This window comes from Bradyrhizobium sp. CCBAU 11430 (assembly GCF_028128855.1).
Classification (GTDB): Bacteria; Pseudomonadota; Alphaproteobacteria; order Rhizobiales; family Xanthobacteraceae; genus Bradyrhizobium; species Bradyrhizobium ottawaense.
In genome coordinates this window covers 58,212-83,425 of the sequence record NZ_LBJV01000007.1, presented here as the reverse complement: position 1 = coordinate 83,425, position 25,214 = coordinate 58,212, and the positions used below count along the sequence as shown (strand labels likewise).

Sequence of the window (25,214 nt, the reverse complement as noted above, 5' to 3'; positions counted from 1 at the left end):
GCACGATCATGCAGACTTCGACACACCCCAGAAGAACGGCAGCGGCCCCTTGGTGATGCCGGAGACGTTCTTGCGCCAGGCCGTGTAGGTCAGGAAGAAGCCGGTCGGCGCATAGACGACATCCTCGAGCGCCGCCTTGTTGACCCGCCCGATCGCCGCCTTCTCTTCCTCGAGATTCTTGGCGTCGAACCAGGTCGTGATCTCCTTCTCGGTATTCGGACTATTGGGCCAGCCGAACCAGGCCTTTTCGCCATTGGCGCGGATGGCGGTATAGGCGGCGGGCGTGATGCAGTCGGCGCCGGCGTGCCAGCTGTGGAACATGTTCCAGCCACCCTGCCCGGGCGGCGTCTTCGCCGCGCGGCGCGAGCCGACCGTGCCCCAGTCCGTCGCGACGAAGTCGACATTCATGCCGAGCCGCTTCAGGAGATCCGCGGTCACGTCGCCTTGCGCCTTGGTGATCGGCTGATCCTGCGCCACCAAGCAAGTCACCGGCTGGCCGGAATAGCCGCTTTCGGCCAGCAGCTTCTTGGCCGCATCGAGATCGCGCTTGCCCTTCAGGATCTCGCCGCCGAGCTCGCTGTAGAGCGGCGTATCCGGCGTGAAGAAACCCGGCAACGCCTTCCACAATGCGTTGTCGTCACCGACGATCGCGCGCATGTAGTCTTCCTGGCTCATCGCCATCAGCACCGCGCGCCGCGCCCGCACGTCGTTGAACGGCGCGAATAGATGGTTCATGCGGAACGAGCCGATGTTGCCGAGGGGATCGCCGATGTCGACGCTGATGTTCTTGTTCTTCTTCAGCACGGGCACGAGATCGGCGATCGGATTCTCCCACCAGTCGACCTCGCCGTTCTGCAGGGCGGCGGCCGCGGTGGCCGGATCCGGCATCACGATCCATTCCACGCGATCGACCAGGATCTGCTTGCCGCCGGCAAGCCAGGAGGCTTTCTCCTGCCGCGGGACGTAGTCTGCGAATTTCTCGAACACGGCCTTGGCGCCGGGGACCCATTCGCCCTTGGCGAATTTCATCGGACCCGAGCCGACGTACTCGGTGATCTGCTTGAACGGATCGGTCTTGGCAATGCGCTCAGGCATGACGAAGGAGCACGGCGCGTTGTTCTTGGCCAGCGCGTAGAGCATTTTCGGGAAGGGCTGCTTCAAGACCCATTTGAAGGTGCGGTCGTCGACGACGGTCAATTCCTGCTGGTTGGCGAGGATCATCAGCCCCATCGGATCGCGCGCAGCCCAGCGCGACAGGCTCGCGACGACATCCTTGCTCAGCACCGGCTCGCCGTCGTGAAACTTGAGACCGGGGCGCAATTTGAACGTCCAGGTCTTGCCGTCGTCCGAGGTCTCCTCGGACTCGACCATCTGGCGCTGCGGCTGCAACGAGGAATCGATGCCGTAAAGCGTGTCCCAGACCAGAGCGGCGGCATTGCGCACGACATATTGCGTGCCCCAGATCGGATCGAAATTGGCGAGATTGGCTTGCGGCACGAAGCGGAGGGTGCGGGCTGATGCGCCTTGCGCGATCGCGGGGGCCGAGAGGCCCGTCAATGCCAGACCGCCCGCGCCAGCCAGTCCCTTCAATACGGTCCTGCGATCCATGAAATCCTCCCAATGCCGTGATGCCGGCCATCGTTGGCCAAGAGCAGGTGAAACCAGAACCCATTGGCGTGCAAATGGTATGCCACTAACCGGACCTTCGCCAGCGGGATCTCACCGCCATTTGGGCCGGCCCAGGCCTCACAGAGCTGCCGCCAGCATCTCGCCGGTCTCGATATGCGGGATCGCCTCGACCAGCTTGCGCGTGTAATCGGTCTTCGGATTGTCGAACAGCGCCCGGCTCTCGCCCTGTTCGACGATTCCGCCATTGCGCAGCACGATGGTGCGGTCGCAGAGCATGCGCACCACGTTGAGATCGTGGCTGACGAACAGCAGCGCGATGTCGTTCTCGCGCCGCAAGCGGTCGAGCAGTTGCAGCACAACCGCCTGCACCGAGACATCGAGCGCGGCGGTCGGCTCGTCCAGCACCAGGAGCCGCGGCCGGCAGGCGATGGCGCGGGCGATGCCGACGCGGGCCTTCTGGCCGCCAGAGAGCTGGTGCGGAAACCGCGGCAACAGATCCAGCGGCAATCCCACCCGCACGGCGCATTCCTCCACCCGTTCGCGAAGCGCCTCACCCGGGCGCATGCCGCCAAGCCGCATCAGGGGGTGGGCGATACAATCGAAGGCCGTAAAGCGCGGATTGAGGCTCTCATTCGGATCCTGGAACACCATCTGGATGTCTTTGCGCAAGGGCGAGCGGTGAAAGTCGCGCGAGGCCACGTGTCCGATCGAATGCCCGTCGAACACGATGTCGCCTTCGCTTGGGTCGATCAGGCGGCAGATCATCCGCGACGTCGTGCTCTTGCCGGAGCCGGACTCCCCGACGAGACCGACGCTCTCGCCGCCGGCCATGGTCATCGAGAAGTCGGACACCGCAGCAGAGCCCTGGTCGAAGCGTTTTGCCAGTTTTCGCACTTCCAGGAGCGGCGGCGTGCCGTGCGCTAGCTCCGTTCGGGGCTTGCCGACGACAGTCGCGTAGCGCTCTCTCTCCTCTTCCGTCACGAGGTCTTCGATACGGGACGTCGCGGTCGGCGATGCCGCGACCAGGCGCCTGGTATAAGCGTGCTGCGGCGCGCCGAAGAGTGTCCTGGAACTCGCCTCCTCGACGATGCGGCCACGTTCCATCACGGCGATGCGGCGGCAATAACGCGCCGCGAGCCCGAGATCGTGCGTGATCAGGATCGTGGCCATGCCGCGCGCGGCGGCGATATCCGCCAGGAGATCCATCACCACTTTCTGGGTGGTGACGTCGAGGCCGGTGGTCGGCTCGTCCGCGATCAGCAGCGCGGGATTGCAGGAGATCGCGATCGCTATCATGACGCGCTGGCACATGCCGCCGGAGAGCTCGTGCGGATAGGCGTTCATCCGCGCCTCGGGTTCGCGGATCTGAACGGCGCGCAGCAGGTCCAGCGCCTCGGCGCGCGCGGCGTCCTTGGAGATCCGCTTGTGGGTGAGGATCGCGTCCGCGATTTGCAGGCCGATGGCCCGGATCGGATTGAGCGCCGCCCGCGGGTTCTGGAAGATCATCGACATCGCGGCTCCCTGGAGCTGACGAAGGTCATCGCCCCTGAGTTTTGTCACGTCCTGTCCACGAAACAGGATCTTGCCGCCGGTGACGCGCCCCGCTGCGTCGAGCAGCCGCGTCGTGGCGAAGCCCGTCACAGACTTGCCCGAGCCGCTCTCGCCGACGAGGCCGAGCATCTCGCCCTTCTCGAGCGTGAGCGTCACGCCGCGCACGGCCTCGACCATGCCGCGTCGCGTCGAGAACGCGACGTGGAGGTCGTCAATGCTGAGCAGCGCCTCGCTCATGTGCGCATGCGGGGGTCGAGAATGTCCCGCATCCCGTCCCCGAGGAGATTGAAGCACAGCACCGCCATCATCAGTGCCAGGCCCGGAAATGCGACCAGCCACCACCGCCCGGTCGAGATGAAGCGCGCGCCCTCCGCGACCATGATGCCCCATTCCGGCGTCGGCGGCTTGACGCCCAGACCGATGAATGACAGGCCCGCGGCGTTGAGAATGGCCCAGCCGAGGTTGAGCGAGATCTGCACCGCCATCGCCGGCAGGATGTTCGGCAGCAGGAAGCGCAGCACCACCGAGAAATGGCTCTCGCCGCAGGCCCGCGCCGCCTCCACCCAACCGACATTCCGGCGGACATTGACCTCGGCCCGCGCGAAGCGGATGTAGAAGGGAAGATTGATGATCGCGGTCGCGATCACGATGTTCTCGATCCGGTTGCCGAGGGCTGCGACCATGGCCATCGCCAGCACGAACAGCGGAAAGGCCATCATCACGTCGACGAAGCGGCCGACGCCGCGATCGAGCCGGCCACCGGCATAGCCACAGAACGAGCCGACCACGGCTCCGATCGCGAAGGAGATGCCGACGGCCGAGACCGCAATGGCAAGATCTAGACGCGCGGCGATGATAAGACGGCTGAACACGTCGCGCCCGAGTTGGTCGGTGCCGGCAATGTGCGCCGCGCTCGGCGGCAGCAACGCCTCCGAGACATTGGAGGCCACGGGATCGTAAGGCACGATCCACGGTCCGAAGATCGCAACCAGCACGAACAGGAGCACGCCGGTGGCGGCAACGGCGGTGAGCGGGTTTCCGCGCAGGATCCAGACCGAATGGCGGAGGGTTGCGCTGGTCATCCGATCGACACCCTGGGATCGGCGATGCCGTAGCAGATGTCCACGACCAGGTTGACCAGCACAAACAGGCTGGCCATCAGCAGCACAAAGCCTTGCACCGGCGCATAGTCGGAGGACAGCAGCGCATCGAGCGCATAGGAGGCAACGCCCGGCCAGGAGAACACTTTCTCCACCAGCACATTGGCGCCCAGCATAGTCGAGAATACGATGCCGGCGATGGTGATCACGGGGAGGATCGCATTGCGTAGCGCGTAGGTCACGACCACCTTGCGCCAGGACAGTCCGACCGAGCGCGCGGTGCGCACGAAGTCACTGCCGAGCGAGACCAGCATCGAGGCACGCGTGATCCGCGCCAGCGGCGCAATCACGAACAGCGCCATGCTCACCGCCGGCAGGATCAACTGCTTGCAGGCCGCCCACCAGCCCTCGAAATCGCCGGCGAGCACGAAGTCGATCGAGAGAAACCCGGTGTGCTGCGGCGGCAGCGACGTGAAGACGTCAATCCGCCCTGTCGGATCGGGTGCAAGGCCGAGCAGATAGTAGAAGACGTAGATCAGCAGCAGGCCCGACACAAAAGTCGGCACGCAGACGCCGAGCGCGCAGAACAGCCGGACGCCGTGATCGACGACGGAGCCCGGCCTCAAGGCCGCGAGCACGCCGAGCGGCACCGCGGCGATCAGCGCGATCAGGAGCGCGGTGAAGGTGAGCTCGAGCGAGGCCGGCAGCCGCTCGCGCAGATCCTTCAGCACCGGCTGCCCGGTCATCATGGAACGGCCGAGATTGCCGCGGCCGATGTCGGAGAGATAGAACACGAGCTGCTCCGGCACCGACTTGTCGAGCCCCATCTGCTTGCGGATCTGCTCGATCTCCTCCTTGCCGGCGTTGGGCCCGGAGGCGAAGAACACCGCGGGGTCGCCGGGCAGGACGCGCATCAGGAGGAAAGTGAAGACCAGCACACCGAACAGCGCCGGCAGCGACGACAGCAGCCGCCCGCCCGCCCGCACCATCGTTGCGCCAAGACCGGTCCTCACCTTCCAGAGCTCCTTTCGTCTGACGCTATCACTTGCGGCTGACATCGCGATAGTCGACCTGGCGGTGGAACTCGTAGGTGTAGCCCTCGATCGAGGACGCCATCACCGCATCCTGATTTGGCTGCCACAGCATGATTTGCGGCATCAGATCGAAATGCATCGCGTTGAGCTTGCGGCCTGCTTCCTCATACTTCGCCTTGTCCGGCTCGAAGCGGGCTTCCTGCGCGATCGCGGCGAGCTCCGCGTTGTTGATCGAGCTGTAATTCCAGCGCTGATTGCCGGTGTAGAAGTTGCGGTAGAAGTAGTCCGTGGACGGCAGCCAGGCAACGATGCCTTCGGTGTAGAAGGGCAGCTTCTTCTCGTTGATCTGCGTCGACATCTGCGCATCCGGCAGCTTCTGGATGTCGACCTTGATCCCGATCTTGCCGAGCGATTCCTTCACCAGCGCCGCCATCGGCTCGGCGGTCGAGGCTTGGCCGACATTGAAGCTGAAGGTGGTCGAGAAGCCCTCGGGGAGCCCGGCGGCCTTGAGATATTCCCTGGCCTTGTCGAGATCGATCTTGACGGGTTGCTGGAACGGATAGATGCCGTTCAGCGGCTTGCCGTCCGGCCAGCTCGCACCGAACAGCGGCGCGCCGCGGCCGAACAGGGCGGCCTTGAACATGTCGTCATAGGGCAGCGCGAAGGCGACGGCGCGGCGGACATTGACGTTGTCGAAAGGCGGGATCTGATTGTTCATCGAGACGAAGGTGATCGAATTGTATTGCGGCGTCGAGATCACCTTGAGCTTGCCCTTGGACTCCAGCGACTGCACGTCGCTGGCCTGCAGATCAACGACGAGATCGGCATCGCCGCGCTCGACCAGATTGGCGCGCGTCGCCGGCTCCGGCACCGACTGAATGATCACGCGCTTGAAGAACGCCGGCTTGTCGGGCGAGCCACGATTCCAGGCCTCGTTGCGCTTGACGATCACCTGCTCGCCCGGCTTGAACGTCTCGATCACATAGGCGCCGCTGCCGGCGGTGTGCTCCTTCAGCCAGGCGGTGGCCCAGGGATCATCCGCTGTCGCGTGCTCCTTCGCCACCTTCGAATTGATGATCATGGGATAGACGGTGGCCAAGTTCGGCAGCGCGAGCTTGTCGGGCTTCGGCAACGTCACCTCGATCGTGAGGGGATCGATGACCTTGAACTGGTCGGCCGACGTCAGGGAGCCAGTCAGCAGCTGCGCCTTGCCGAGGATCGGCGCGGTGACGCAGCGATCGAGCGACCATTTCACGTCCTCGGCCGTGACCGGCGAGCCGTCCTGGAATTTTGCATCCTTGCGCAGGCGGAAGGTGAGCTTCAACCCGTCGGGGCTGACGTCGTAGGATTCGGCGAGCTCGCCGGTGATCTTGTCGAGATCGAACACCCATTTGCCATTGAGCTGCTTGCGACCGAACGCCACCAGCCGGTCGTAGGTGCTCATGCTCAGCGCGAAGGATTCGCGGGTCGAACCGGGGATGTTGGGATCGAGCGTGTTGACGGATGCGCCGGTGACATAGCGCAGCGTCTCCGCCCGGGTTTGCGCCTGCGAAGGCGCGGTGGCGATGAGCAACAGCGCAGTGGCGGCGAGCACGGAGGACGCCGGCCTGAAAGACACAAAACGCATTCGTTTTCCCCAAGATTTCGACAACAACGCAAGGCAGGTTAAGAAAGAAGCAAGTTGCGCGCCAGTCTCATGATGCGCTTCTGCGGACGCTTCGTCGCGGCGGCGCATGGATGATCATCGCAATTTCCCGCTGCTTCGCGCTTGCCGCGTGACCACGGCCTGCGGCACGTCATAGGCGCTGAGCGAGGCCCAGTGCCGCGCAACATCGGCGCGGAACAGGCCACGCGTCAGGCCATGAACCAGCTTGGGCACCGCGGTCGTCATCGCGTTGATCGACGATCCCGACGGGCCGAAACTCATGGTCGAGGCGATGGCGAACAGATGGATGTCGGAAATCCAGGGCGTCTCGCCCGGCACGCGTTCAGTGAAGGCGTAGTCGTCGGCGAGATAAGGGAAGCGGCCGAGCCGTTCGTTGCGCTCGTTGTCCGGCGGCTGGTAACGGTCGGCCCAAGTCGCGATATTGCCGGCAAATCGGCTGAGTTCGCCGCGGCCAGCAAAGTTCATGTCGATACCGGTCCCGCAGATGACGAAGTCCGCCGCGATGGTTCCGCGCGGCGTGTGCAATTCAATGCCTTTTCCGGTCGCGCACGCGGCTTCGATCGGCGCGCCCTCGTGCAATGTGAAATTGGCGTGGCGCGCGCAGCGGTCGTAGGTCGCTTGCGGAAATCCCTCGCGCATTTCCAGGATCGTGCGCATGAAACGCCAGCGCCAGGCATCATCGAGATCGCTGAGATGACGCAGGAAGCCGCGGAAGGTCAGCCAGCGATAGGGCTGGATCACCTGGATCTGCGCACGGCGACACAGTAGGTGCACTTCCGCAGCCCCCGCCTCCAGCGCCGTGGCCGCATTGTCGAACGCAGATGCGCCGGCACCGATCACGGCGACGCGCTTGCCGCGAAGGTTTTCGAAATCGATCTCGTCGGCGACAGTTGCGACCGACCCGGCCGGCAGATCGCGCAGCGGCTCGGGGATCATCCAGCCGCCCATGCCCTCCTGCCCCGTCGCGAGCACGATCTTGCGCGCATGGAGCGTCTCGACGCCGTCGGCACGTGTCACGAGGGCAGCCAGCAGGCCGTCGGCCGCTGGCGCAATCTTCAGTAGCTCGCAGCCATTGCGCACCGGCAACGCGATCGTGCGCCGCAGCCAGAGCAGATAGTCCGCCCAATGCTCGCGCTCGATCAGGCCAAGCCCCTGCCAGCTCTCCTTGCCGAAACGGGCTTCATGCCAGGACTGATAAGTCAGGCTGGGGATATCGAGGTCGGGCCCCGTATAATCCTTCGGGCTGCGCAGCGTCGGCATGCGGGCATAGGTCAGCCACGGGCCCTCCATCCCCTCCGCGGCCTTGTCGAGCAGCAGGATGTTGCTGACGCGGGAGCGCATCAGGCCGAAGCCGGTAGCCACGCCGGATTGGCCGGCGCCGACGATGAGCACGTCCAGCGCAGGCTTGCCGTCCGGGCCCGTCTTCGGCTCGAGCCAGGCGGCGCCGGGATGCGCGATCCTGGCGAGATCGGCGCGAATGCCCCCTTCGAGTTCTGTCAGCGCATCGCTCATGCCGCGAGCCAACCTCCGTCGATGATGGCCGAGCGCCCTTGCGGTGGCATGTCAAATCTCCTCCCGGTGCTGCATCCACCAGGTGCTCATCGCCGCCGCAGACTCTGCGCAGCCGAACCGCGCGTGCCAGCCGAATTCGTCCGCCATCCGTGTAACCGAGAGCGGAGCGCGTTCCGGCCCTTGCAGTCTGATGAAGGTGCTCTCTCCGGGTGCCGCCAGCCGGCATTGCAAACCGGGATGCAAAGCCGCAAAGGCCTCGCCCCATTGCAGCGCAGACCACGCCGCACCGCTGGAGATGTTGTAGAGCCGGTGGCGTGGCCGCTCGGCCTCGATCAGCACAGCGACGGCTTCGGCGGCGTCTAGGGCATAAATCCAGTCCTTCACTCCTGGACCTGGCATGAGCGCCAGCCCGCAGCGAGCGAACTCGGCAAGGATCTGAAACTGAAGGCTCGGCGTATCCCGCACTTTGCCGATCCGCTCCCAAGGACCGAACACCGCGCTCAAACGCACGCTCAGGAAATCACCGCCAAAGAGCTCGGCGTGCCGCGCCACCGATCGTTCCGAGGTGAATTTGCTGATCGCGTAGAAGGAAATGGGATCGCACGGCGTTTCCTCGTCGAGGACCGGGTAACGGTGCCCCGCGGCACCATAGGCGGACGCCGAGGACAGATTGATCACGCGCCGAACGCCACGGCGGATCGCCGCGCTCAGGATCGGCATCTGAGCCATCACATTAATTTCGAGGATGTTCGAGGTCGTGGATCGCTCGAGCTGATCACCGGCCGTTATCGCAGCGCCAAGGACAATCGCATCGAAACCCTGTTTCAGAAGTACGTCGATCCTCTCGACGTCCGTGATCTCGCCCTGAACAAGGGTAAGCCGCTCCCGGTCGTCGACGAAGGATCGCTCCGCTCCCGCCGGCAATTGCTTGCGGTCATACAACGTCACCTCATGCCCACGCGCGAGCAGCACCTCGGCGAGGTTGAGCCCGACAAAGCCGGTGCCGCCGAAGATGACGGTCCTCATCGCGCGCGATCCGCGATCACAGCAGTTTTGCCCCGAAGTTCCGTTCCGGGTCCATGTCGGCGACGAGACGGCCGGTGGGCTTGGCCGCCTCGCCGCCGCTGCGTGCCAGGAATTTTCCGCTGCCGGCATCGGCGAGGCACTTGTTGCCGTCGATGACCACCCGGCCGCGCGACAGCACCGACACCGGCCAGCCCTTCAGCTTGCGGCCCGCGAACGGCGTGTAGCCGGCGAGATCGTGCATCATCTGGTCCGCGATCACGGTCTCGCGGTTGGGATCCCAGATCGCGATATCGGCATCGGCGCCGATCGCAATCGAGCCCTTGCGGGGGTGCAGATTGTAGATTTTGGCAGGCGCCGTGGACGTCAGCTCGACGAACTTTTCCAGGCCCAGCCGCCCCTTCGACACCATCGCGTCGAACAGCAGCGGCAGCCGCAGCTCCAGCCCCGGCAGGCCGTTCGCGACTTGCTTGAAATTCGGATTGGGACCGGCCCGCAGCTTGCCGGTCTCGTCGTAACGATACGGCGCATGATCGGAGGAAATGGTCTGGAGATCGCCGAGCGACAGCGCCTGCCACAGCGCCTCCTGGTCTGCATGCGTGCGCGGCGGCGGGCTGCACATCCACTTGGCGCCTTCCGCGCCGGGCTTGTCGAGATCGTTCGCGGTCAGGAACAGGTATTGCGGACAGGTCTCGGCGAAGACCTTCAGCCCCTGCCCGCGGGAGTCACGGATCACTCTGGCGCCTTCGGCGGTCGAGACGTGGAAGACCATGATCGGCTGATCGATCAGCGCGGCCATGCCGATCAGCCGCGTGAAGGCTTCGGCTTCGGAGACACGGGCATGACTGACGGCGTGGTATTTCGGCATCGTGTAGCCGCGCGCGAGCAGGCGCTTCACCATCCAGGCGATGATGCCGTGATTTTCGGCATGGGCGCACAGCATCGCGCCGGACTGGCGCGCGGCGAGCAGGATGTCGAGCAACGGCTCGTCGTCGACCTTGAGGCGGTCATAGGTCATGAAGATCTTGATCGAGGCGTGGCCCTGCTTCACCAGCGCGGGAATGTGCTCCTCGACCGTCTCCTTGGTCGCGTCCGCGATGATCATGTGAAAGGCGTAGTCGATCACGGCGCCCTTCTTCGCCAGCGCATGATAATCCTCCACCACCTGCGGCAGCTTCATGCCGACATGTTGGGCGGCGAACGGGATCACCGTCGTGGTGCCGCCAAAAGCGGCAGAGACAGTCGCGCTCTCGAACGTATCGGCGTTCATGATGCCGGCAGCGGACAGCTGCTCGATATGGGCGTGGCTGTCGACGCCGCCGGGCAGCACCAACTTGCCGCGCGCGTCGATCTCGCGCTTGGCCGCCGGAAGCCCGCGGCCGATCGCAGCGATGGTCTCGCCGGAGATGGCAACGTCGGCCTCGAACACGTCGGTGGTGGTGGCGACGCGTCCGCCGCGGATGATCAGGTCGTAGGTGGGTTCAGTCATGAGGCACTCCGTGATAGGCTTGGGGCAAATGCTCTCCATTTCGCAGGAAGACCATCATGTCCCGGCCGCGCATTCTCGTCATCAATCCGAACTCCAACCCCGCGGTCACGCAAGGGCTGGAGGACGCCTTGAGGCCGCTCGGTTTCGAGGGTGGACCGGAACTGGTCTGCCAGACGCTGGCCGAAGGTCCGTTCGGCATTGAGAGCCAGGCCGATGTCGACGGCGTCGCGATGCCGCTGCGACGGCTGGTGGAAGGTGACAACAGCTCGGCTGCCTTCGTCATCGCCTGCTACAGCGATCCCGGTCTTCAGGTCTGCCGCGAAGGCACCGAACGGCCCGTGTTCGGCATTGCCGAGTGCGGCGTGCTGACGGCGCTCGCCCGCGCCGAAACGTTCGGCGTCATCGCCATCGCGCAGCGCTCGATCCCGCGTCACATGCGCTATCTCAGGCAGATGGGACTGACCGATCGCCTCGCCGGCGAGCGGCCGCTCAATATGAGCGTTGCGGAGACCGCTTCGGGCGAAGGCACGCTGGCGAGGATGATCGACGTCGGCCGCGCACTGCGCGACCAGGACGGCGCCCGCGCCATCGTGATGGGCTGTGCCGGCATGGCACGGCACCGTCGCCCGCTCGAAGACGCGCTGGGCATCCCCGTGATCGACCCGACACAGGCGGCCGTCAGCATGGCGCTGGGTACGGTGCAGCTCTCGGCTCACTAGGCGTCCTTCAGCTCTTTGGCATCCTGCGCGCGCGCCATTGCGCATGGCTCTCGCGCGTCAGCGAAAAAACATCCCGCTGGGTGGTGTAGAGATTGCCGAACATGCGGCCGATCGGCCGGTAAGCGTCGAGATCGACATACATGTTGGCCTCATCCACAAGGCCCTCGCGGGCGTGAACCCTGAGCACCTCACCGACCAAGAGTTCTCGATCCGGAGAGAAGTTCAGCACCACATGGCGGCGGCATTCCAGCGCAAAGGGCGCAGCAGCGAGCCGCGGCACTTTCACGTCGACTGAGGGAAGAATCGCAAGCCCGGTCGCAGCGACCTCGCTGTCGCCGGAGGGGAAATCGACCGCGCAATCGTTCATCGCGACCGACAGCGCCTCGTCCACCATGTGCACGACGAACTCGCCGCCGCGATGGATGTTGCGGGTGGTATCCTTCGGGCTGTGATCCGGCTTGTGCTGAAGACCGAGCACGATCAGCGCGGGGCTCTCGGAGAACACATTGAAGAAGCTGAACGGGGCCGCATTGACCGCCCCGTTCTCGTCCAATGTCGTCACCAGCGCGATCGGCCGCGGCACGATTACGCCGCAGAGCAGCTTGTAGCGATCGCGCGGATCAAGCTCGCGCAAGGAAATGCCATGATCCGACATCGGCGTCATTTCTCCGGCGGCGGCACCGCGCCGGTTTGGCTGGTGATCAGACCGTAATGCTCGATCCGGCGATGCTGCGCGAAATTGAAGATCGTGGTCTTGCCGAAATTTGTGGCGTCGAGATCGCAGGGATGGACCAGAAGCTCGTCGTCCTCCGTCCTCGCTTCCGCGACGATCTCGCCGTTGGGATCGACGATCAGGCTGCCGCCGAACAGCGGATGGCCATCCTCATTGCCGGCCTTGGCCACCGCGACGACCCAGGTCGAATTCTGATAGGCGCCGGCCTGCACGGAGAGGCGGTTGTGAAACAGGCGCTTCTCGACGCCCTCCTCGCTTCGCTCCGCATTGACGGAGGGCGTATTGTAGCCGATCAGCACCATCTCGACACCTTGCAGGCCCATGACGCGATAGGTCTCCGGCCAGCGCCGGTCGTTACAGATCGCCATGCCGATGATGCCACCCAGCTCGCGCCAGACGTTGAAGCCGAGATCGCCCGGCTCGAAATAGCGCTTCTCCAGATGCTGGTGCGAGCGCTTGGTGTCGTACTCCACATGGCCCGGCAGATGGACCTTGCGATATTTGCCAACGATCTTGCCAGACTTGTCTGTCAGGATCGCCGTGTTGAAGTGATGGCCGTCCGGCGTCAGCTCCGCATAGCCGAAGTTCATTGCCATCCGGTGCTGCGCCGCGCGCTCGAACAGCGGCTTCGTCGCCGCGTTCGGCATCTCGCGCTCGAACCAGATGTCGAACTCGGCGCGGTCCTCCGCGTACCAGCGCGGGAAGAACGTCGTCAGTGCCAGTTCCGGATAGACGATAAGGTCGGCGCCTTTGGCCTTGGCTTCGTCCATCAGCGCGATCATGCGCTTGACCACGGCCTCGCGGCTATCGGCCTTCTGGATCGGGCCCATCTGGGCGGCGGCAACATTGACGATACGCATCAGCGATTTCCCGGTGATCTCTTGGAGGAAGTGAAAGCTTCAACGAATTGCCGGCGCCTGCAACATAACGCGGCACCGCCGATGGTTTCCAGCCGGATGGGCTGGACGGCTTGCAAGCCGTGATCGGCGCTCATCGGTGCTCCTCGTCGGCAATATCGAGGCCATGGTCGAGCGCATCCAGAAGCTGGTCCGCCTCGCGGTCGGAAATGACGAGTGGCGGTGCCAGGAACAGCGAAACCTGCTCGCCGCTGGTTCCGATCACCGCGCCGGCTTCCAGCGCCCGCGTCGCGACGCGCGAGGCGATCGGATCTTCGGTAGTGTCGGCGCGCCAGGAGCGCCAGTCCGGTCCGTGCAGCTCCACCGTCCAGTGCAGCCCCTGCCCCGCCACGCGCTGCACGCTGGGGTGTTTCTGAGCGATCGCAAGCAAGCGGCGGCTGAACAGCTTCTCGAGGCTCTTCACATGCTCGAGAATATTGTCTTCGCTGACAACCTTCAGGTAGGCGCTGACCGCGGCCATGCTGATCGGATGGCCGCGCAAGGTGCCGTAATTCTGCCAGCTCGTGCCCTTCAATCGCTCGACGATCTCCTTCGATACCACGACCGCCGCCACCGCAGCCGCACCGCCGCCGAGTGACTTTCCGAGCGTCACGATATCAGGACGGCTTTGCGAGCCCTGAAACGCGAACCAGCGCCCCGCGCGCCCTGCACCGGTGACGACCTCGTCCGCGATCCAGTATGATCCAGCCTCTCGCGCGCAGCGGGCGACTTCGTCCTGATAGGCGCCGTCGTAATAGATGCCGCCCTGGGTGTAGTCGATGATCGTCGCCGCGGTATCCGACAACAGACGCCTGGCGTCGGCCAGATATTCGCTCGGTGGCTTGCTGTTGGCCGGTCCACCGTAGATTGCGCCATCCGGCGCCGGCAGGATTCGCACCGGCGCCATCGGCGCCGGCAGCTTCGAGCCGCCTGCATGCACCGCGAGTCCGCCGTGCCATTGCGGCTGCACCGTCATGCTGCGCGACAGACCCGTGATGCCGTGATAGGCGCGCTCGCGCGTCGCCAGCGCGGAGCGCTGCGTCATGGCCTGGCAGAGCGACAGCGCCATGTCGTTAGCCTCGCTGCCGCTGATGCAGAAGCGCACCGCGCCGACCCAATCGTCCTCGCCCTTGAACGCAATGGCCATCAGATCGTCGGCGGCCTGCTCGCGACCGACCCAGGTCCAGCCCTCGTTGACCACGGGCGTGTCCGCCGCCCGGCGGATCGCCTCCACCATCGCGGGATGACGGTGACCGAGACCGCCGCCGGTGTTGCTGCCGTCGATGAGCTTGCGGCCGTCCGCAAGATGAAAATAGACGCCCTCGCCGCCGACCACGGCCATGGGCGCGCTGTCGCCCGCGTTCAGCCCGGTTCGCAACAATCTGCTCATCGCAATCCCTTCACTCCGCAACTTCAGCGCCGTAGCCACCGCCGCCGCAAGTCTCGACGGTGACGAGATCGCCTTGCTGCAGCACGAGGTTGGATTTGCCGTCGATCGCGACGTTGGCGCCCTGCCTGACAAGCGAGATGCGACAGGCCTTGCCGGGTTCACCGCCCTGCATCCCGAATGGCGGAATCACCATGCGCTCGATGCAGGTCGTCAGATGCATCGAGGGCGCCAGAATGCGGTAGGCACGCACGACACCATCGCCGCCGCGGTGGGCGCCAGCGCCGCCGGATTGCCGGCGAATGGACTGCTGCTCGAGGCGGATCGCGTAGTTCGCCTCGATCACCTCGACCGGCGTGTTGGAGGTGTTGGACAGATGCACCCGGGTCGCCGAGATGCCGGCCCGATCGTGCCGCGCGCCTTCGCCGCCCCCGTGGACCTCGTAGAGCATCTTCCAGGAACCGTCCTGCCGCGGCTGCGCAAAGAACAGGACGCCCGCGGTGGTCGCGCCGCCCGCGGACAATCGTTCGGGGATGGTATCCTGCATGGCGCGGAAGATCGCATCGACGATGCGCATCGACGTCTCGTGGTTGCCCGCGGCGACGGAGGCCGACCAACCCGGCTCCAGGATCGAGCCCGGGCGGGTGACGATGGTCAGGGGGCGGAGCGCACCGGCATTCTGCTGCATGTCGCGCCCGCTCATGATGCGCGCGGCATAGGCGACGGCCGAGCGCGCCATGAACGGCGTCGTGTTGCAGAAATTCGAGACGCGGTCGCAGCTCCCCGAAAGGTCGAAGGTCGCCTCGTCGCCGGCAATGGTAATCCTGACGTGGATACGCGCGGGCGCGTCGTTCACGCTGCCGTCGTCGAGATGGTCTTCGCCCTCGTAGACCCCGTCCGGCAACGCGCGGATAGCCTCGCGCATCTCGATTTCGGAGAGGTCGTGCAGGCGCGACTGCGTCGCGGTGAACACCGCCTTGCCGTGCTCGCGGCAGAGGTCGACGATGCGCCGCTCGCCGGCCTTGGTCGCCGCGATCTGCGCGAGCAGATCGCCCTCACAGGATTCGGCGTCCCGAACATTGGCCTTGAGCAATTGCACGATCGGCGCGTTGATTCCGGCCGCGGTCGCGATCAGCACTGGCGGAATGCGCATCGCCTCCTGAAACGTGTCGATGGCTTTTGCAAAATAGCTGCCGGGCCAGGTGCCGCCGATATCCGGCCAGTGCGCGAGGCTGACCGCGAACGCCACGATCTCGCCATCGACAAAGACAGGGCGGACGACCTTGACGTCGTTGAGATGATTGCCGCCGAGCGCGCCGACATTGTAGATCAGCACGTCACCGTCGTTCAGGCTGTCGCGCGGCACCACCTTCAGCAATTCGGGGACCGTGTAAGCCATCGCGCCCAGATGGATCGGGATGTCGCGGCCCTGCCCGACCAGGCCGCCATGGCCGTCCGTGATCGCCGACGACAAATCGCCGGCCTCGCGCAGCAGCGGCGAGCGCGCCGAGCGCGTCATCACCAGGCTCATCTCCTCGGCCGCAGCCGAGAGTCCGTGCCGGATGATTTCGACGACGAACGGATCGAGCTTCACGTTGCCCTCCGCGTCAGGAACAAATTGCCTGAAACGTCCGGCCTCGCCTGCCAGCCCGGCGGCACCACCACCGTCGACCACGCGTCTTCGATGATGGCCGGGCCACTGACGGTGTCGGCCAGCGATGCGCGGTCGATAATCCCTGTCGCGATGTCGTGGAAGCCGTCGAACGAGCAGAGGCGCGTGCCTGATGACAGCGCCCTCGCCGCCGTCGCCGGCCGGCCCACCACCGTTGTCGACGGCCGACGCGCCTGTACCCGCACGGATTCGATGACGCAGGGCTCGCTCGTCGCATAGCCGAAGAGTTCGTGATGCCGCGCCAGAAAATCGCTCTTGAGCCTGATCACGTCGAGCGGCAGTGCGAGCGGGACTGGAATGGCGTCGTTCTGCGCCGCGTAACGCATCAGCGCCACCAGCTCGACTTCGATCTCCGCCTTCGCGACACCGTTGGCGATCAGGGGCGCCGACGCATCGTCAATGAGCGTCCCAATGCGCTCAGATACGCGCACGAGATCGATGCCGTCGAGATCGGCGCGCAGGGTCTGCTGCTGCAGGAAGCTGAAATCGGCGGTGAGACAGCCCAGCGCCGAGAACGCGCTCGATGCGCTGGGCACGACGACCTGCGCAATCCCGTAGAGATCGGCGAGGCCCGCAGCATGCATGGGGCCGCCGCCGCCGAAGGCGAGCAGCGTGCAGTCGCGCCCGTCGATGCCGCGCTCGACCGTGACGCGGCGCAGCGCGCGGGCCATCGTCGCGTTGGCGACCTTGATGATGCCGAGCGCCGTTTCGGTCAGGCTCAGCCCCAACGCCCGCGCGATCGGCGCGATGACGCGCTTGGCCGCATCGATGTCGATGCCGATGCGGTCGCCAAGCTTCGTTTCGGGATTGAGATAGCCGAGCACGGCATTGGCGTCGGTGATGGTTGGCTCGCTGCCGCCGCGGCCGTAGCAGGCCGGACCCGGCTCGGAACCGGCACTCTCCGGCCCGACCGTCAGGCCACCCGGGCCGTTGCGCACGATCGATCCGCCGCCCGCCCCGATGGAGTGAACCGCAAGCATCGGCTGGCGCAGCGGCTTGTCGCCGAGCATGCGGCCGTCGGTCATCTCGGCCTGGCCGTCGACGATCAGGCACACGTCCGTCGTGGTGCCGCCCATGTCGAAGGTGAGCATGCGCGGCGTGCCGAGCTGGCGCGCGATGCTGACCGACGCTGAGACGCCGGCGGCCGGGCCCGACATTGCCATCACAAGCGGGCGACGTTTCACCGCGGAGATCGGGATCATGGCGCCGGCGGAATGGAACACCTGCAGGCCGGGGCCAATCGGCAGGCGTTGCTCCAGCTCGCTCAGATACTCGACCGCAATCGGCATCGCGGCCGCGTTGAACACGGTCGCCGAGGTCCGCTCATACTCGCGTGCCTCGGGGTTGACCTCATGTGACAGCGAGACATGGGCGACGACGTCCTTGAGGCGCTCGCCGAGCATTTTTTCGTGCACGGGATTGGCATAGGCGTGAAGGAGAGCCACCGCGACGCTCTGAACGCCGGTCTCCTTCAGCCAGGCCACCAGGCGCTCGATCTCCGCTTGTTCCAGCGGCTTCAGCACCCGTCCCTCGTGATCGAGGCGCTCGGCGAGCCCGAAGCAGCGCTCAGGCGGCACGAGCGGCGGCGATTTCGGCGGAATGTCGAGACGGTAGAGATCGCGGCGGCGATAACGCGCGATCTCGAGCACATCGGCAAATCCCTCGGTCGCGACCAGCGCCACCTTCGGCAGTCGGCCCTCGACGATGGCGTTGGTCACGCGCGTGGTGCCGTGGACGAAGCGCCTGACCTCGCTTCTGCGCAGGCCCACCGCCTCGATCGCCTCCAGCATCGCCTGAACCGGAGCGTCGGGGCGCGACGGCACCTTTGCAATCCGCGCCTCCGATGAATCGCGCCGGATCGCGATGATATCGGTGAAGGTGCCGCCGATATCGGTGCCGACCTCCCAGTGATTTTCGGAGGAGCTCATGTGCGGGGGCAGCGACGGATGAGGTCCGAACCGGACGCCGGGCTGTTACCGTCCATCGCGACATCCAATGCCCAACCGAGAGCGCTCATCATGCATCCCTTGTCTTGCCATTGTCCGCGAGTGTGCGACAGAGCGGTCAGGTGGGGATAGAGCCAGGTTTGTCGCAAACCGCCGGGCCGGCGCCGCGAGCTGCAAGTTCGGTTGCACGTTTTGGTGCAGCAGTGCCCGCGCGGAGAGCATGCAGATGTCGACTGCTGGACACCAGCAGAGTGCATCGCACCACGGATTTTTCGGCGCAAACCGTCACGTCCGTTGCACTGCAATCCGAACATCCAAAATCACCTGTCTAATTTGCAGGCGATCGAGGGGCGCTGCGCGAGGTTCGGATGCCCATGAGCTATGCACGGCAGGCGGCTCAGCCTTTCTTTATTGTACGGTCAGTAAGCGAGGATATCGTCCGGTCCAATCGATGGGCGACAGCGCAGCCATCCGTTGGGACCAGCTCGTTAGAAACCATCGAGATTCGGACATCCTGCGTTGAAAGTCGCGATCGCGGGCCAGATATTGCCTGAACCCGCCAGTCATGTTCGGATCGACCATCGCCTGCATGCCCTTCTTCCGGCTCAACGACGACCATATGAACCCCGATGATCTCGGGGATTTCGATCCTGAAACCGTGCCGCGCACCGTCGCCGCGTTCGGGGGCCACATGGTCACCAAGGGCATGGAGCTGGCCATGCACGAGCATCGCAAGGACGAGCTCGTCCTGTCCGTGCGTGGCATCGTCAGGCTGGAGGCCGGACACGGCGTCTGGATCGTCCCGCCGCGCTGTGCGGTGTGGATTCCCGGCCATGTTCCGCACAGCGTCAGCGTCGCTGGCGACGTCGAGATGCATTGCCTGTTCGTCGAACCGGATGCGGTGCCGGCACTCCCGCGGCAATGTTGCACGCTGACGATCTCGCCCTTGCTCGAGCATTTGCTGGTGCACGCCACCCACATGCCGGTCATGTACGATCCCGACGGCGCCGACGGCAGGATCGCCGCGGTGCTACTCGACCAGCTGTCGCTGGCCCCCGCCGAAGAGCTGCGATTCCCCATGCCGGCCGATGCCAGGCTGCGCCGGATCGCCAGCGCGATGATGACCGATCCTTCCGATCGCGCGACGATCGAGGATTGGAGCCGGCGCATGGCCGTCGCCCCGCGCACCCTCACCCGCATCCTGCAACGCGAGACCGGCATGAGCTTCGGCCGCTGGCGCCAGCAGCTCCACATCCTGATCGCGCTTCAGCGCCTCGACCAGGGCGCATCGGTCCAGGCCGTGGCGCTCGATCTCGGCTATGAGGGGGCCAGCGCCTTCGTCACCATGTTCCGCAAGGCACTGGGCAAGCCACCGGCGCGATATCTGGCCGAACGACGCATCGGCGCACACTGACCGGAATTCGCAATCGATTGTCCCGTTCGCGGAATGCGGTCTGAGGGACCATTTCGTATCCAGGCTCCGAAGCGCCCGGCGGGCGCATCGCAAGGAGCCGACCGACATGGATTCACTCAGCAAGGGCGTCGTCGCCGACGTCCTCCATCGTCTTCGTCAGGAAGCGGAGATCGCCGACGGCCAACTGATGCAAACCTTCGCGAACGAAGCGAAGAGCCGGGATGAGATCATCAGCAAGGCCATCGCGGCCGAGAGCCGCGATCTGAACGAAGTCTATCGCGGACTTGCGGACAATTTCCTGAGCGTCTCTCCGCGGTTCGGACGCTTCCTCTACATGTGCGTCCGCGCCTCCAAGGCACAGCGCATCGTCGAGTTCGGCTCCTCGATGGGGATTTCCGCGATCTACATGGCGGCGGGCTTGCGCGACATCGGTGGCGGCCGCCTGATCGGGACCGATCTCGAACCCGGCAAGATCGAGCGGGCGCGGGCGAATCTTGCCGCCGCGGGGCTCGCCGACCTCGTCGAGTTCAGGCACGGCGATGCGCGCGAAACGCTCAGCTCCGGCCTTGGCGACAAGATCGACATGGTGATGCTCGATGGCGCTTTCACTCTTTATCTTCCCATTCTCAGGCTGCTGGAGCCGCACTTGAAGCGCGGCGCGCTCATCGTCGGCGAGAACGCGCTCGAGGAAGCCTCGGGCTATATCGACTACGTGCGCGATCCCGAGAACGGTTACCTCTCACTGTCGCTGCCGTTCGAGCCGGGACGCGGCAACGAATTCACGATCAAGACCAGATGATAGGCATGGCGGTGAACCCTGCGATGGAGCCAAACTTGAACGAGCCCGCTCACGAGCCACAAACGTCCGAGCCATCGCGGGCACCGCAGGGACGGGTCACGCGGATGTTGCTGCGATGGCTGATGCGCCCTGCGCGCGTTGCCGGCATCAAGACGCTCTCGCCGCACTTCCGGCTCGTCGAGCTCGAAGGCGAAGCGCTCAGAAACGTCGCCTGGGCGGCCGGCGACAAGATCCAGGTCGCGATGGGCTCGGGCCTGAGCGCGCGCACCTATACGCCGATGTGGTGGGACGCCGGCAACGGCAGAACGCGGCTGCTGGCCTTTGCACATGGCGAAGGCCCCGGCAGCCGCTGGGCTAGCAGTTTGCGCGAAGGTGACAGTTGCCAGTTCTTTGGTCCACGCCGCTCGCTCGACCTTGCCGACCTCCAAGCGCCCATCGTTCTGTTCGGCGATGAAACCTCGTTCGGCCTTGCGGCGGCGTTGCGCGACAGCCTGCAGGCTGGCGGCGCGCTCCATCTGTTCGAAGCCGCTGATATCGCGGAGTCGAGACTTGTGCTGGACTCCATCGGCCTCGGCCACGCCAGGCTAATGGCACGCAGCGCCGATGACACCCATCTTGCAACCGCCGAATCCGAGTTGCTCCGCCTTGCCGCAAACGGCGCACGGTTCGTCCTGACCGGCAAGGCATCCTCGATCCAGCGCGTCGGCCGCGCCTTGAAGGCCGCCGGCGTCGCATCATCGCGGATCAGGGCAAAAGCCTATTGGGCACCGGGCAAGACCGGCCTGGACTAGAGAGGAGCCGATAGAACCGCCGGCCGTTGGTCAAGACACGCGGTCTCGGTCAGGACCGCAGACGCCGCCAGCCAATCGCGATCCCGGTGACGGAGAACGCCAGTCCCAACGCACACAGTCCAACGATAAGGGTATCGCGCAGACGTGGATGCGCCAGCAGGACCGGAAAATCGAGCGTGTGGAGCGCGCTGTAGAACCAGCGGTAGGCTCGCCGCGAGGCATCCAGCCTTTGCAGCATACTGCCATCGGCACCGTCGATATCGAACCAGAGGTCGCCGCAGCGCAAGCGGTAGACGGGCGCACCGGGAATAGCCGATTGCGCGGGGTAGTCGTCGTTGCCAGCAAGAACGGACGGCGCGCCGCAGCCGGCGGCGAGGCGCGCCACCAGATTCTGGATCTCATGCACGTCCAGAAATTCCGTTGGTCCATCGCGGGGCGCGTCCCCTGCCTTGATCAAGACCTGACGGTCGAGGCCCACCCGGTCGCGCCGGTAGACAGTGCCGTTGAAGGCAAACCATTCGATCTCCCGGGCCGAGGGCGATATCGGCTGCCGATCGAGCCATGAGGCAGCCGCCCAATCAGGCAACGCGTTCATCACGCCGGATTCGGCCGCGGTCAATTGTCCGCGCGAGAACAGCCGGCCGTGATCCATGGAGAGCCAGCCGCTGAGACTCCATGTCAGCACGAACATTGTTGCCGTGAGGCCAATGACGTGGTGCAACGCGTGCCAGCCACGATAGGGCGAGGACATCCGGCGCCCTCGCAGCTGCACTCGCGCGATCCCGAGCACCGCGCCAAGCATCGCCGCGATCAAGGCCAGCAAGGACAGCGTCCAGACGACGCGATCCCACAGCGACCAATTGCTTCTCAGGACTGTCGGGTAAATCCAGTGCAGCACACTGCCGGCCCAATTCCAGCCCCGCTCGCGCCGCCTCGTGTCCAGGACGATCTCGCCGGTGGACGAGGAGACATAGACTTCCGTCCCGGCGGCATCGCCGAGCGCCACACGAAACAGCGGCCGGTGGCGATCGAAGCCGTTCGGCACGCTCCACTGATCATGGTCCGAGAGCGCAACGACCGCGGCCCGCGCGGCATCGGGCCCGCGATTGCGCCCGTGCTCCCGCGCGATGGCAAGCGCGGTATCGGCAATCGCGACCGACGCATCGCCTCCGTCGGAGGCGCGGACCGCGCGCACGCGCGATGATCCCGACACGATGTAGACCGCTGCATCGCTCCGCTGGATCAGCCGGACGTGCACGGCGCCCGCGACCCCGCTCGCAGCGACCGCCTCCACAACCGGGATCCTCGCCGCTCCGCGATCCACCGGCGCAAGGCCGGCAAACCGTTCCGCTTCCGTCAGCGACGGAAACGGAACGAAGTGCATCACGATCCCCGTCGCAAACCACATCGCGAACAGCAGGCAGAACGCGATCCCGAGCCAGCGATGCGTAACGACGATCGCGCTCATCATCCGTTCAGCGCCCTACCATTTGAACGCGGCCGAGAGCTCATAGGTGCGCGGCGCACCGAGGAGGATCTGGTCGGGATAGAATGGATCGCCCCAGATCGCATAGCGCTTATCGGTGATGTTGCGCACGCGGAAGGTCAGGCGGGCCTGGTCGACCGCGTTGAATACCGTCTTGGGGATATCGACGAAGGCGTAGACGTCGGCGACGGTATACGCCTTCATCGTCACGACATTGGCATCGGTGTTGTAGCGGTCGCCGACATGGCGGCCGGTGATGCCGAGCTCCACCGGCCAGGGCGTGAAGAAGCGCCAGGATGCACCCGCATTCGCCACGATGCGCGGCACGTTCGGCGGCGTATTGCCGGAGAACGAGCCGCCGACGAAATTGTAGTCGGCATAGCGGGCGTCGACATAGGCGATGTTGCCCCACAGACGCAGTGGATCGATCGGACGGACCGAAGCGGCGAGCTCGACGCCCTTCGACTCCTGTCGCCCGGCGATGTTGAGCGCCATGCCGCCGGCCGCGGCATAGACGTTCTTGCGCACGATGTCGTAGGCCGAGAAAGACCACTCCGCCCTGTTGTCCCAGAACAGGTGCTTGACGCCGGTCTCGTAGGTACGCGAGGTCGTCAGGTCGAGCGGCTGGGTCGGCGACAACAGGAAGCTGGTGTTCGCGGAGACGTCGGCGCCGGTGGCGTACTGGCTGAAGAAAGTCATGCCGGGCACGACCTCCCACGTATAGCCGATGCGGCCCGTCACCGGCGCCCAGTCTTTCGTGAACGGGAAGCCCGCGTTCACCAGGCCGGCGGCATCCGTCGAGTTGCGATCGAGCCCGATATGCTCGACGCGCAGGCCGCCGATCAGCGCGAAGGTCCGCGTCAGCTTCAGCCGGTCCTCGAACGACAGCGCCTCGTTGTCGATACGCGCGGTCTGCTGCTTGGTCGTGAGCAGACCGTAGAAGCCGCGGTTGGGATCGACCAGCGAAACATAATCGTTCGGGAAGTTTGCCGCGCCCGGCCTGACGAAGTCGAGATAGCTCGACGACAGCGTCGTGACCAGCCGGTTGTCGAAGCCTGCGATATTCGTGTCCCAGATCAAATCGGTGATGTTGCCGACGAGGCGCTGGCTGTGCGCGACATAGAAGCGCTCGCGATACACCTGGTTGTTGGTGGAATCGAACGCCTCGATCTCGTTGTTGAACCAGGTGCGCTCCGCACCGTAACCATAGGCCTGACTTTTCAGCGTCAGGTCCGGCGCCAGCTTCAGCTCGAAACCGCCGCGCAGCCACACCTCCTGCGCGACATTGCGGTTGTCGAGGACATTGTAGTTGGTATTGAAGGTGCGGTCGTCGATCGTGACAGCCCCAAGATCAGTCCTGTTGAAGTAGTTGCCGGAGACGATCCCCGTCGTCGCGTGCGATCCACTGAAAGCGATCGGCACCAGCGGCGCGCCCCAATAGGCTTTCGAGCGATCCTCGCGATACTCGATCGCGCCCCAGATCTTGAGACTGTCCGAGATGCGATAGTTGAGCTGGCCCGACACATCGAGCATCTTGGTATTGGTGTCGTCGGCAAAGCCGTTGAGCGCCGAACTGCTGATGTCGAAGCGGTAGTCGAGGCCCTGCACATTGGTGCTGCCGCCCGAGCCGTAATGCGCGCGGAACGAATTCAGCGAATCCCAGGAGAAATCAGCTTCGTTCCGGATCGCTCCCGTGTGCGGCTGCTTGGTCACAAAATTGATCGCCCCGCCGGCGGCGCCCTCGCCCGAGATCAGCGATGCCGGGCCCTTCAGGAATTCCACGGCTTCCAGATTGGCGGTGTCCATGATCCGCGAGGTCATGTTCTGCGGACCGATCTTGATGCCGTTGTAGAGCGTGTTGATCTGGCTGTTGGTGAAGCCGCGCATCGAGAAGGCGGAAGGCTCGGCCGGATTATCGCCGGAGGTGACGCCGACCGCCCCCTGCGCCACGTCGGACACGGTGCGATAACCCTGCTCGCGCATGGTCTCCGCGGAGATCACCTCGACGGTCGCGGGCGTCTCGCGCACCGTCAGGCCGAGCCGCGAGGCGCTTTCGGCCACGGCATTGCTGTTGAGCGGCGTCGGGGGTGCCGCAGTCGGCACGGCAGGCTTCGGCATCGCTGCTGCGGTCGCCGGCCTGCGCGCTGCTGCGCGGCGCGTGCTCTGCGCCTCCCGGCCGGCAGGCTTGGCCTGCTTGCGGGATTGGGCCGGCGACACCTCGACCGGCGGCAGGGGCTCTCGGGCCTGCTGCGCCAGCGCAGCGGGCGGATCGAGAGCGGCAAAGGATGTGAGTGCCGCGGAGGCGAGCAGGAATTTTCGCGGTCGTACGATACGGATGGAAGACACGGTTTCGGGCCTCGGTATGAC

The 25,214-nt window shown here is 65.2% G+C and carries 18 protein-coding genes and 1 pseudogene; 4 read left to right on the top strand and 15 right to left on the bottom strand.

All coding sequences use genetic code 11. The features are described 5' to 3' along the window. Positions 1-6: 6 nt before the first annotated feature. From XI04_RS05190 to hydA, 8 genes are all read right to left on the bottom strand, one after another. Positions 7-1,608, bottom strand: a complete 1,602-nt coding sequence (locus XI04_RS05190) for an ABC transporter substrate-binding protein (protein WP_038947948.1) — start codon at positions 1,606-1,608, stop codon at positions 7-9. Positions 1,609-1,746: 138 nt separating this feature from the next. Then, complete coding sequence (nikE, locus tag XI04_RS05185) at positions 1,747-3,417, bottom strand: nickel ABC transporter ATP-binding protein NikE (protein ID WP_095426524.1); 1,671 nt, start codon at positions 3,415-3,417, stop codon at positions 1,747-1,749. Beyond that, positions 3,414-4,262 carry an ABC transporter permease gene (locus XI04_RS05180; RefSeq protein ID WP_018315991.1) on the bottom strand — a complete coding sequence of 283 codons (849 nt, stop codon included), beginning with the start codon at positions 4,260-4,262 and terminating at the stop codon, positions 3,414-3,416. Before XI04_RS05180 ends, nikE begins: the two co-directional genes overlap by 4 nt. Continuing rightward, positions 4,259-5,293, bottom strand: a complete 1,035-nt coding sequence (locus XI04_RS05175) for an ABC transporter permease (RefSeq protein WP_095426600.1) — start codon at positions 5,291-5,293, stop codon at positions 4,259-4,261. The genes XI04_RS05180 and XI04_RS05175 overlap by 4 nt, the downstream gene beginning before the upstream one ends. Before the next feature lie 28 nt (positions 5,294-5,321). Further along, complete coding sequence (locus tag XI04_RS05170; protein ID WP_212429395.1) at positions 5,322-6,941, bottom strand: ABC transporter substrate-binding protein; 1,620 nt, start codon at positions 6,939-6,941, stop codon at positions 5,322-5,324. Positions 6,942-7,055: 114 nt separating this feature from the next. Next, a complete protein-coding gene (locus XI04_RS05165; protein ID WP_271608150.1) occupies positions 7,056-8,492 on the bottom strand; it encodes an NAD(P)-binding domain-containing protein in 1,437 nt (478 codons plus the stop codon). Between the two features lie 51 nt (positions 8,493-8,543). Next, a complete protein-coding gene (locus tag XI04_RS05160; RefSeq protein ID WP_038947940.1) occupies positions 8,544-9,518 on the bottom strand; it encodes an NAD-dependent epimerase/dehydratase family protein in 975 nt (324 codons plus the stop codon). A gap of 16 nt (positions 9,519-9,534) precedes the next feature. Then, a complete protein-coding gene (gene hydA, locus XI04_RS05155; protein WP_271608151.1) occupies positions 9,535-11,004 on the bottom strand; it encodes a dihydropyrimidinase in 1,470 nt (489 codons plus the stop codon). A gap of 56 nt (positions 11,005-11,060) precedes the next feature. Between hydA and XI04_RS05150 the strand changes: the two genes are divergently transcribed. Then, positions 11,061-11,723 carry an aspartate/glutamate racemase family protein gene (locus XI04_RS05150; RefSeq protein ID WP_097668702.1) on the top strand — a complete coding sequence of 221 codons (663 nt, stop codon included), beginning with the start codon at positions 11,061-11,063 and terminating at the stop codon, positions 11,721-11,723. Here XI04_RS05150 and XI04_RS05145 read toward each other — a convergent pair. The 5 genes and pseudogenes from XI04_RS05145 to XI04_RS05125 all read right to left on the bottom strand — a co-directional run bounded on the left by XI04_RS05145 (position 11,720) and on the right by XI04_RS05125 (position 18,339). Continuing rightward, positions 11,720-12,387, bottom strand: a pseudogene (locus XI04_RS05145) (flavin reductase family protein). The gene XI04_RS05150 and the pseudogene XI04_RS05145 sit on opposite strands and share 4 nt — an antisense overlap. Continuing rightward, positions 12,384-13,316, bottom strand: coding sequence for an N-carbamoyl-D-amino-acid hydrolase (locus tag XI04_RS05140; RefSeq protein ID WP_028142465.1), 933 nt, complete (start codon positions 13,314-13,316; stop codon positions 12,384-12,386). The pseudogene XI04_RS05145 and the gene XI04_RS05140 overlap by 4 nt, the downstream one beginning before the upstream one ends. A 130-nt stretch (positions 13,317-13,446) precedes the next feature. Then, positions 13,447-14,742 (bottom strand): class-III pyridoxal-phosphate-dependent aminotransferase, encoded by a 1,296-nt coding sequence (locus XI04_RS05135; RefSeq protein ID WP_212475824.1) that lies wholly within the window; start codon positions 14,740-14,742, stop codon positions 13,447-13,449. A 10-nt stretch (positions 14,743-14,752) separates the two neighbouring features. After that, positions 14,753-16,333, bottom strand: a complete 1,581-nt coding sequence (locus tag XI04_RS05130; RefSeq protein WP_271608152.1) for a hydantoinase B/oxoprolinase family protein — start codon at positions 16,331-16,333, stop codon at positions 14,753-14,755. Then, positions 16,330-18,339: a hydantoinase/oxoprolinase family protein gene (locus XI04_RS05125; protein ID WP_271608153.1), complete on the bottom strand. Its 2,010-nt coding sequence runs from the start codon at positions 18,337-18,339 to the stop codon at positions 16,330-16,332. The genes XI04_RS05130 and XI04_RS05125 overlap by 4 nt, the downstream gene beginning before the upstream one ends. A 583-nt stretch (positions 18,340-18,922) precedes the next feature. On the opposite strand from XI04_RS05125, the gene XI04_RS05120 reads away from it, so the two are divergent. From XI04_RS05120 to XI04_RS05110, 3 genes are all read left to right on the top strand, one after another. After that, entirely contained in the window at positions 18,923-19,771 is an 849-nt protein-coding gene (locus XI04_RS05120) for an AraC family transcriptional regulator (RefSeq protein WP_249162500.1), read from the top strand. Between the two features lie 106 nt (positions 19,772-19,877). Beyond that, positions 19,878-20,570 carry an O-methyltransferase gene (locus XI04_RS05115; RefSeq protein ID WP_271623532.1) on the top strand — a complete coding sequence of 231 codons (693 nt, stop codon included), beginning with the start codon at positions 19,878-19,880 and terminating at the stop codon, positions 20,568-20,570. A gap of 122 nt (positions 20,571-20,692) precedes the next feature. Then, the gene (locus XI04_RS05110; RefSeq protein ID WP_249162499.1) at positions 20,693-21,361 is read left to right on the top strand and encodes a siderophore-interacting protein; all 669 of its coding nucleotides are present in this window, start codon (positions 20,693-20,695) and stop codon (positions 21,359-21,361) included. Between the two features lie 49 nt (positions 21,362-21,410). On the opposite strand, the gene XI04_RS05105 is transcribed toward XI04_RS05110, so the two are convergent. Next, entirely contained in the window at positions 21,411-22,832 is a 1,422-nt protein-coding gene (locus XI04_RS05105; RefSeq protein ID WP_212475803.1) for a PepSY domain-containing protein, read from the bottom strand. Between the two features lie 12 nt (positions 22,833-22,844). Further along, complete coding sequence (locus XI04_RS05100) at positions 22,845-25,193, bottom strand: TonB-dependent receptor (protein WP_161966479.1); 2,349 nt, start codon at positions 25,191-25,193, stop codon at positions 22,845-22,847. Positions 25,194-25,214 lie beyond the last annotated feature (21 nt).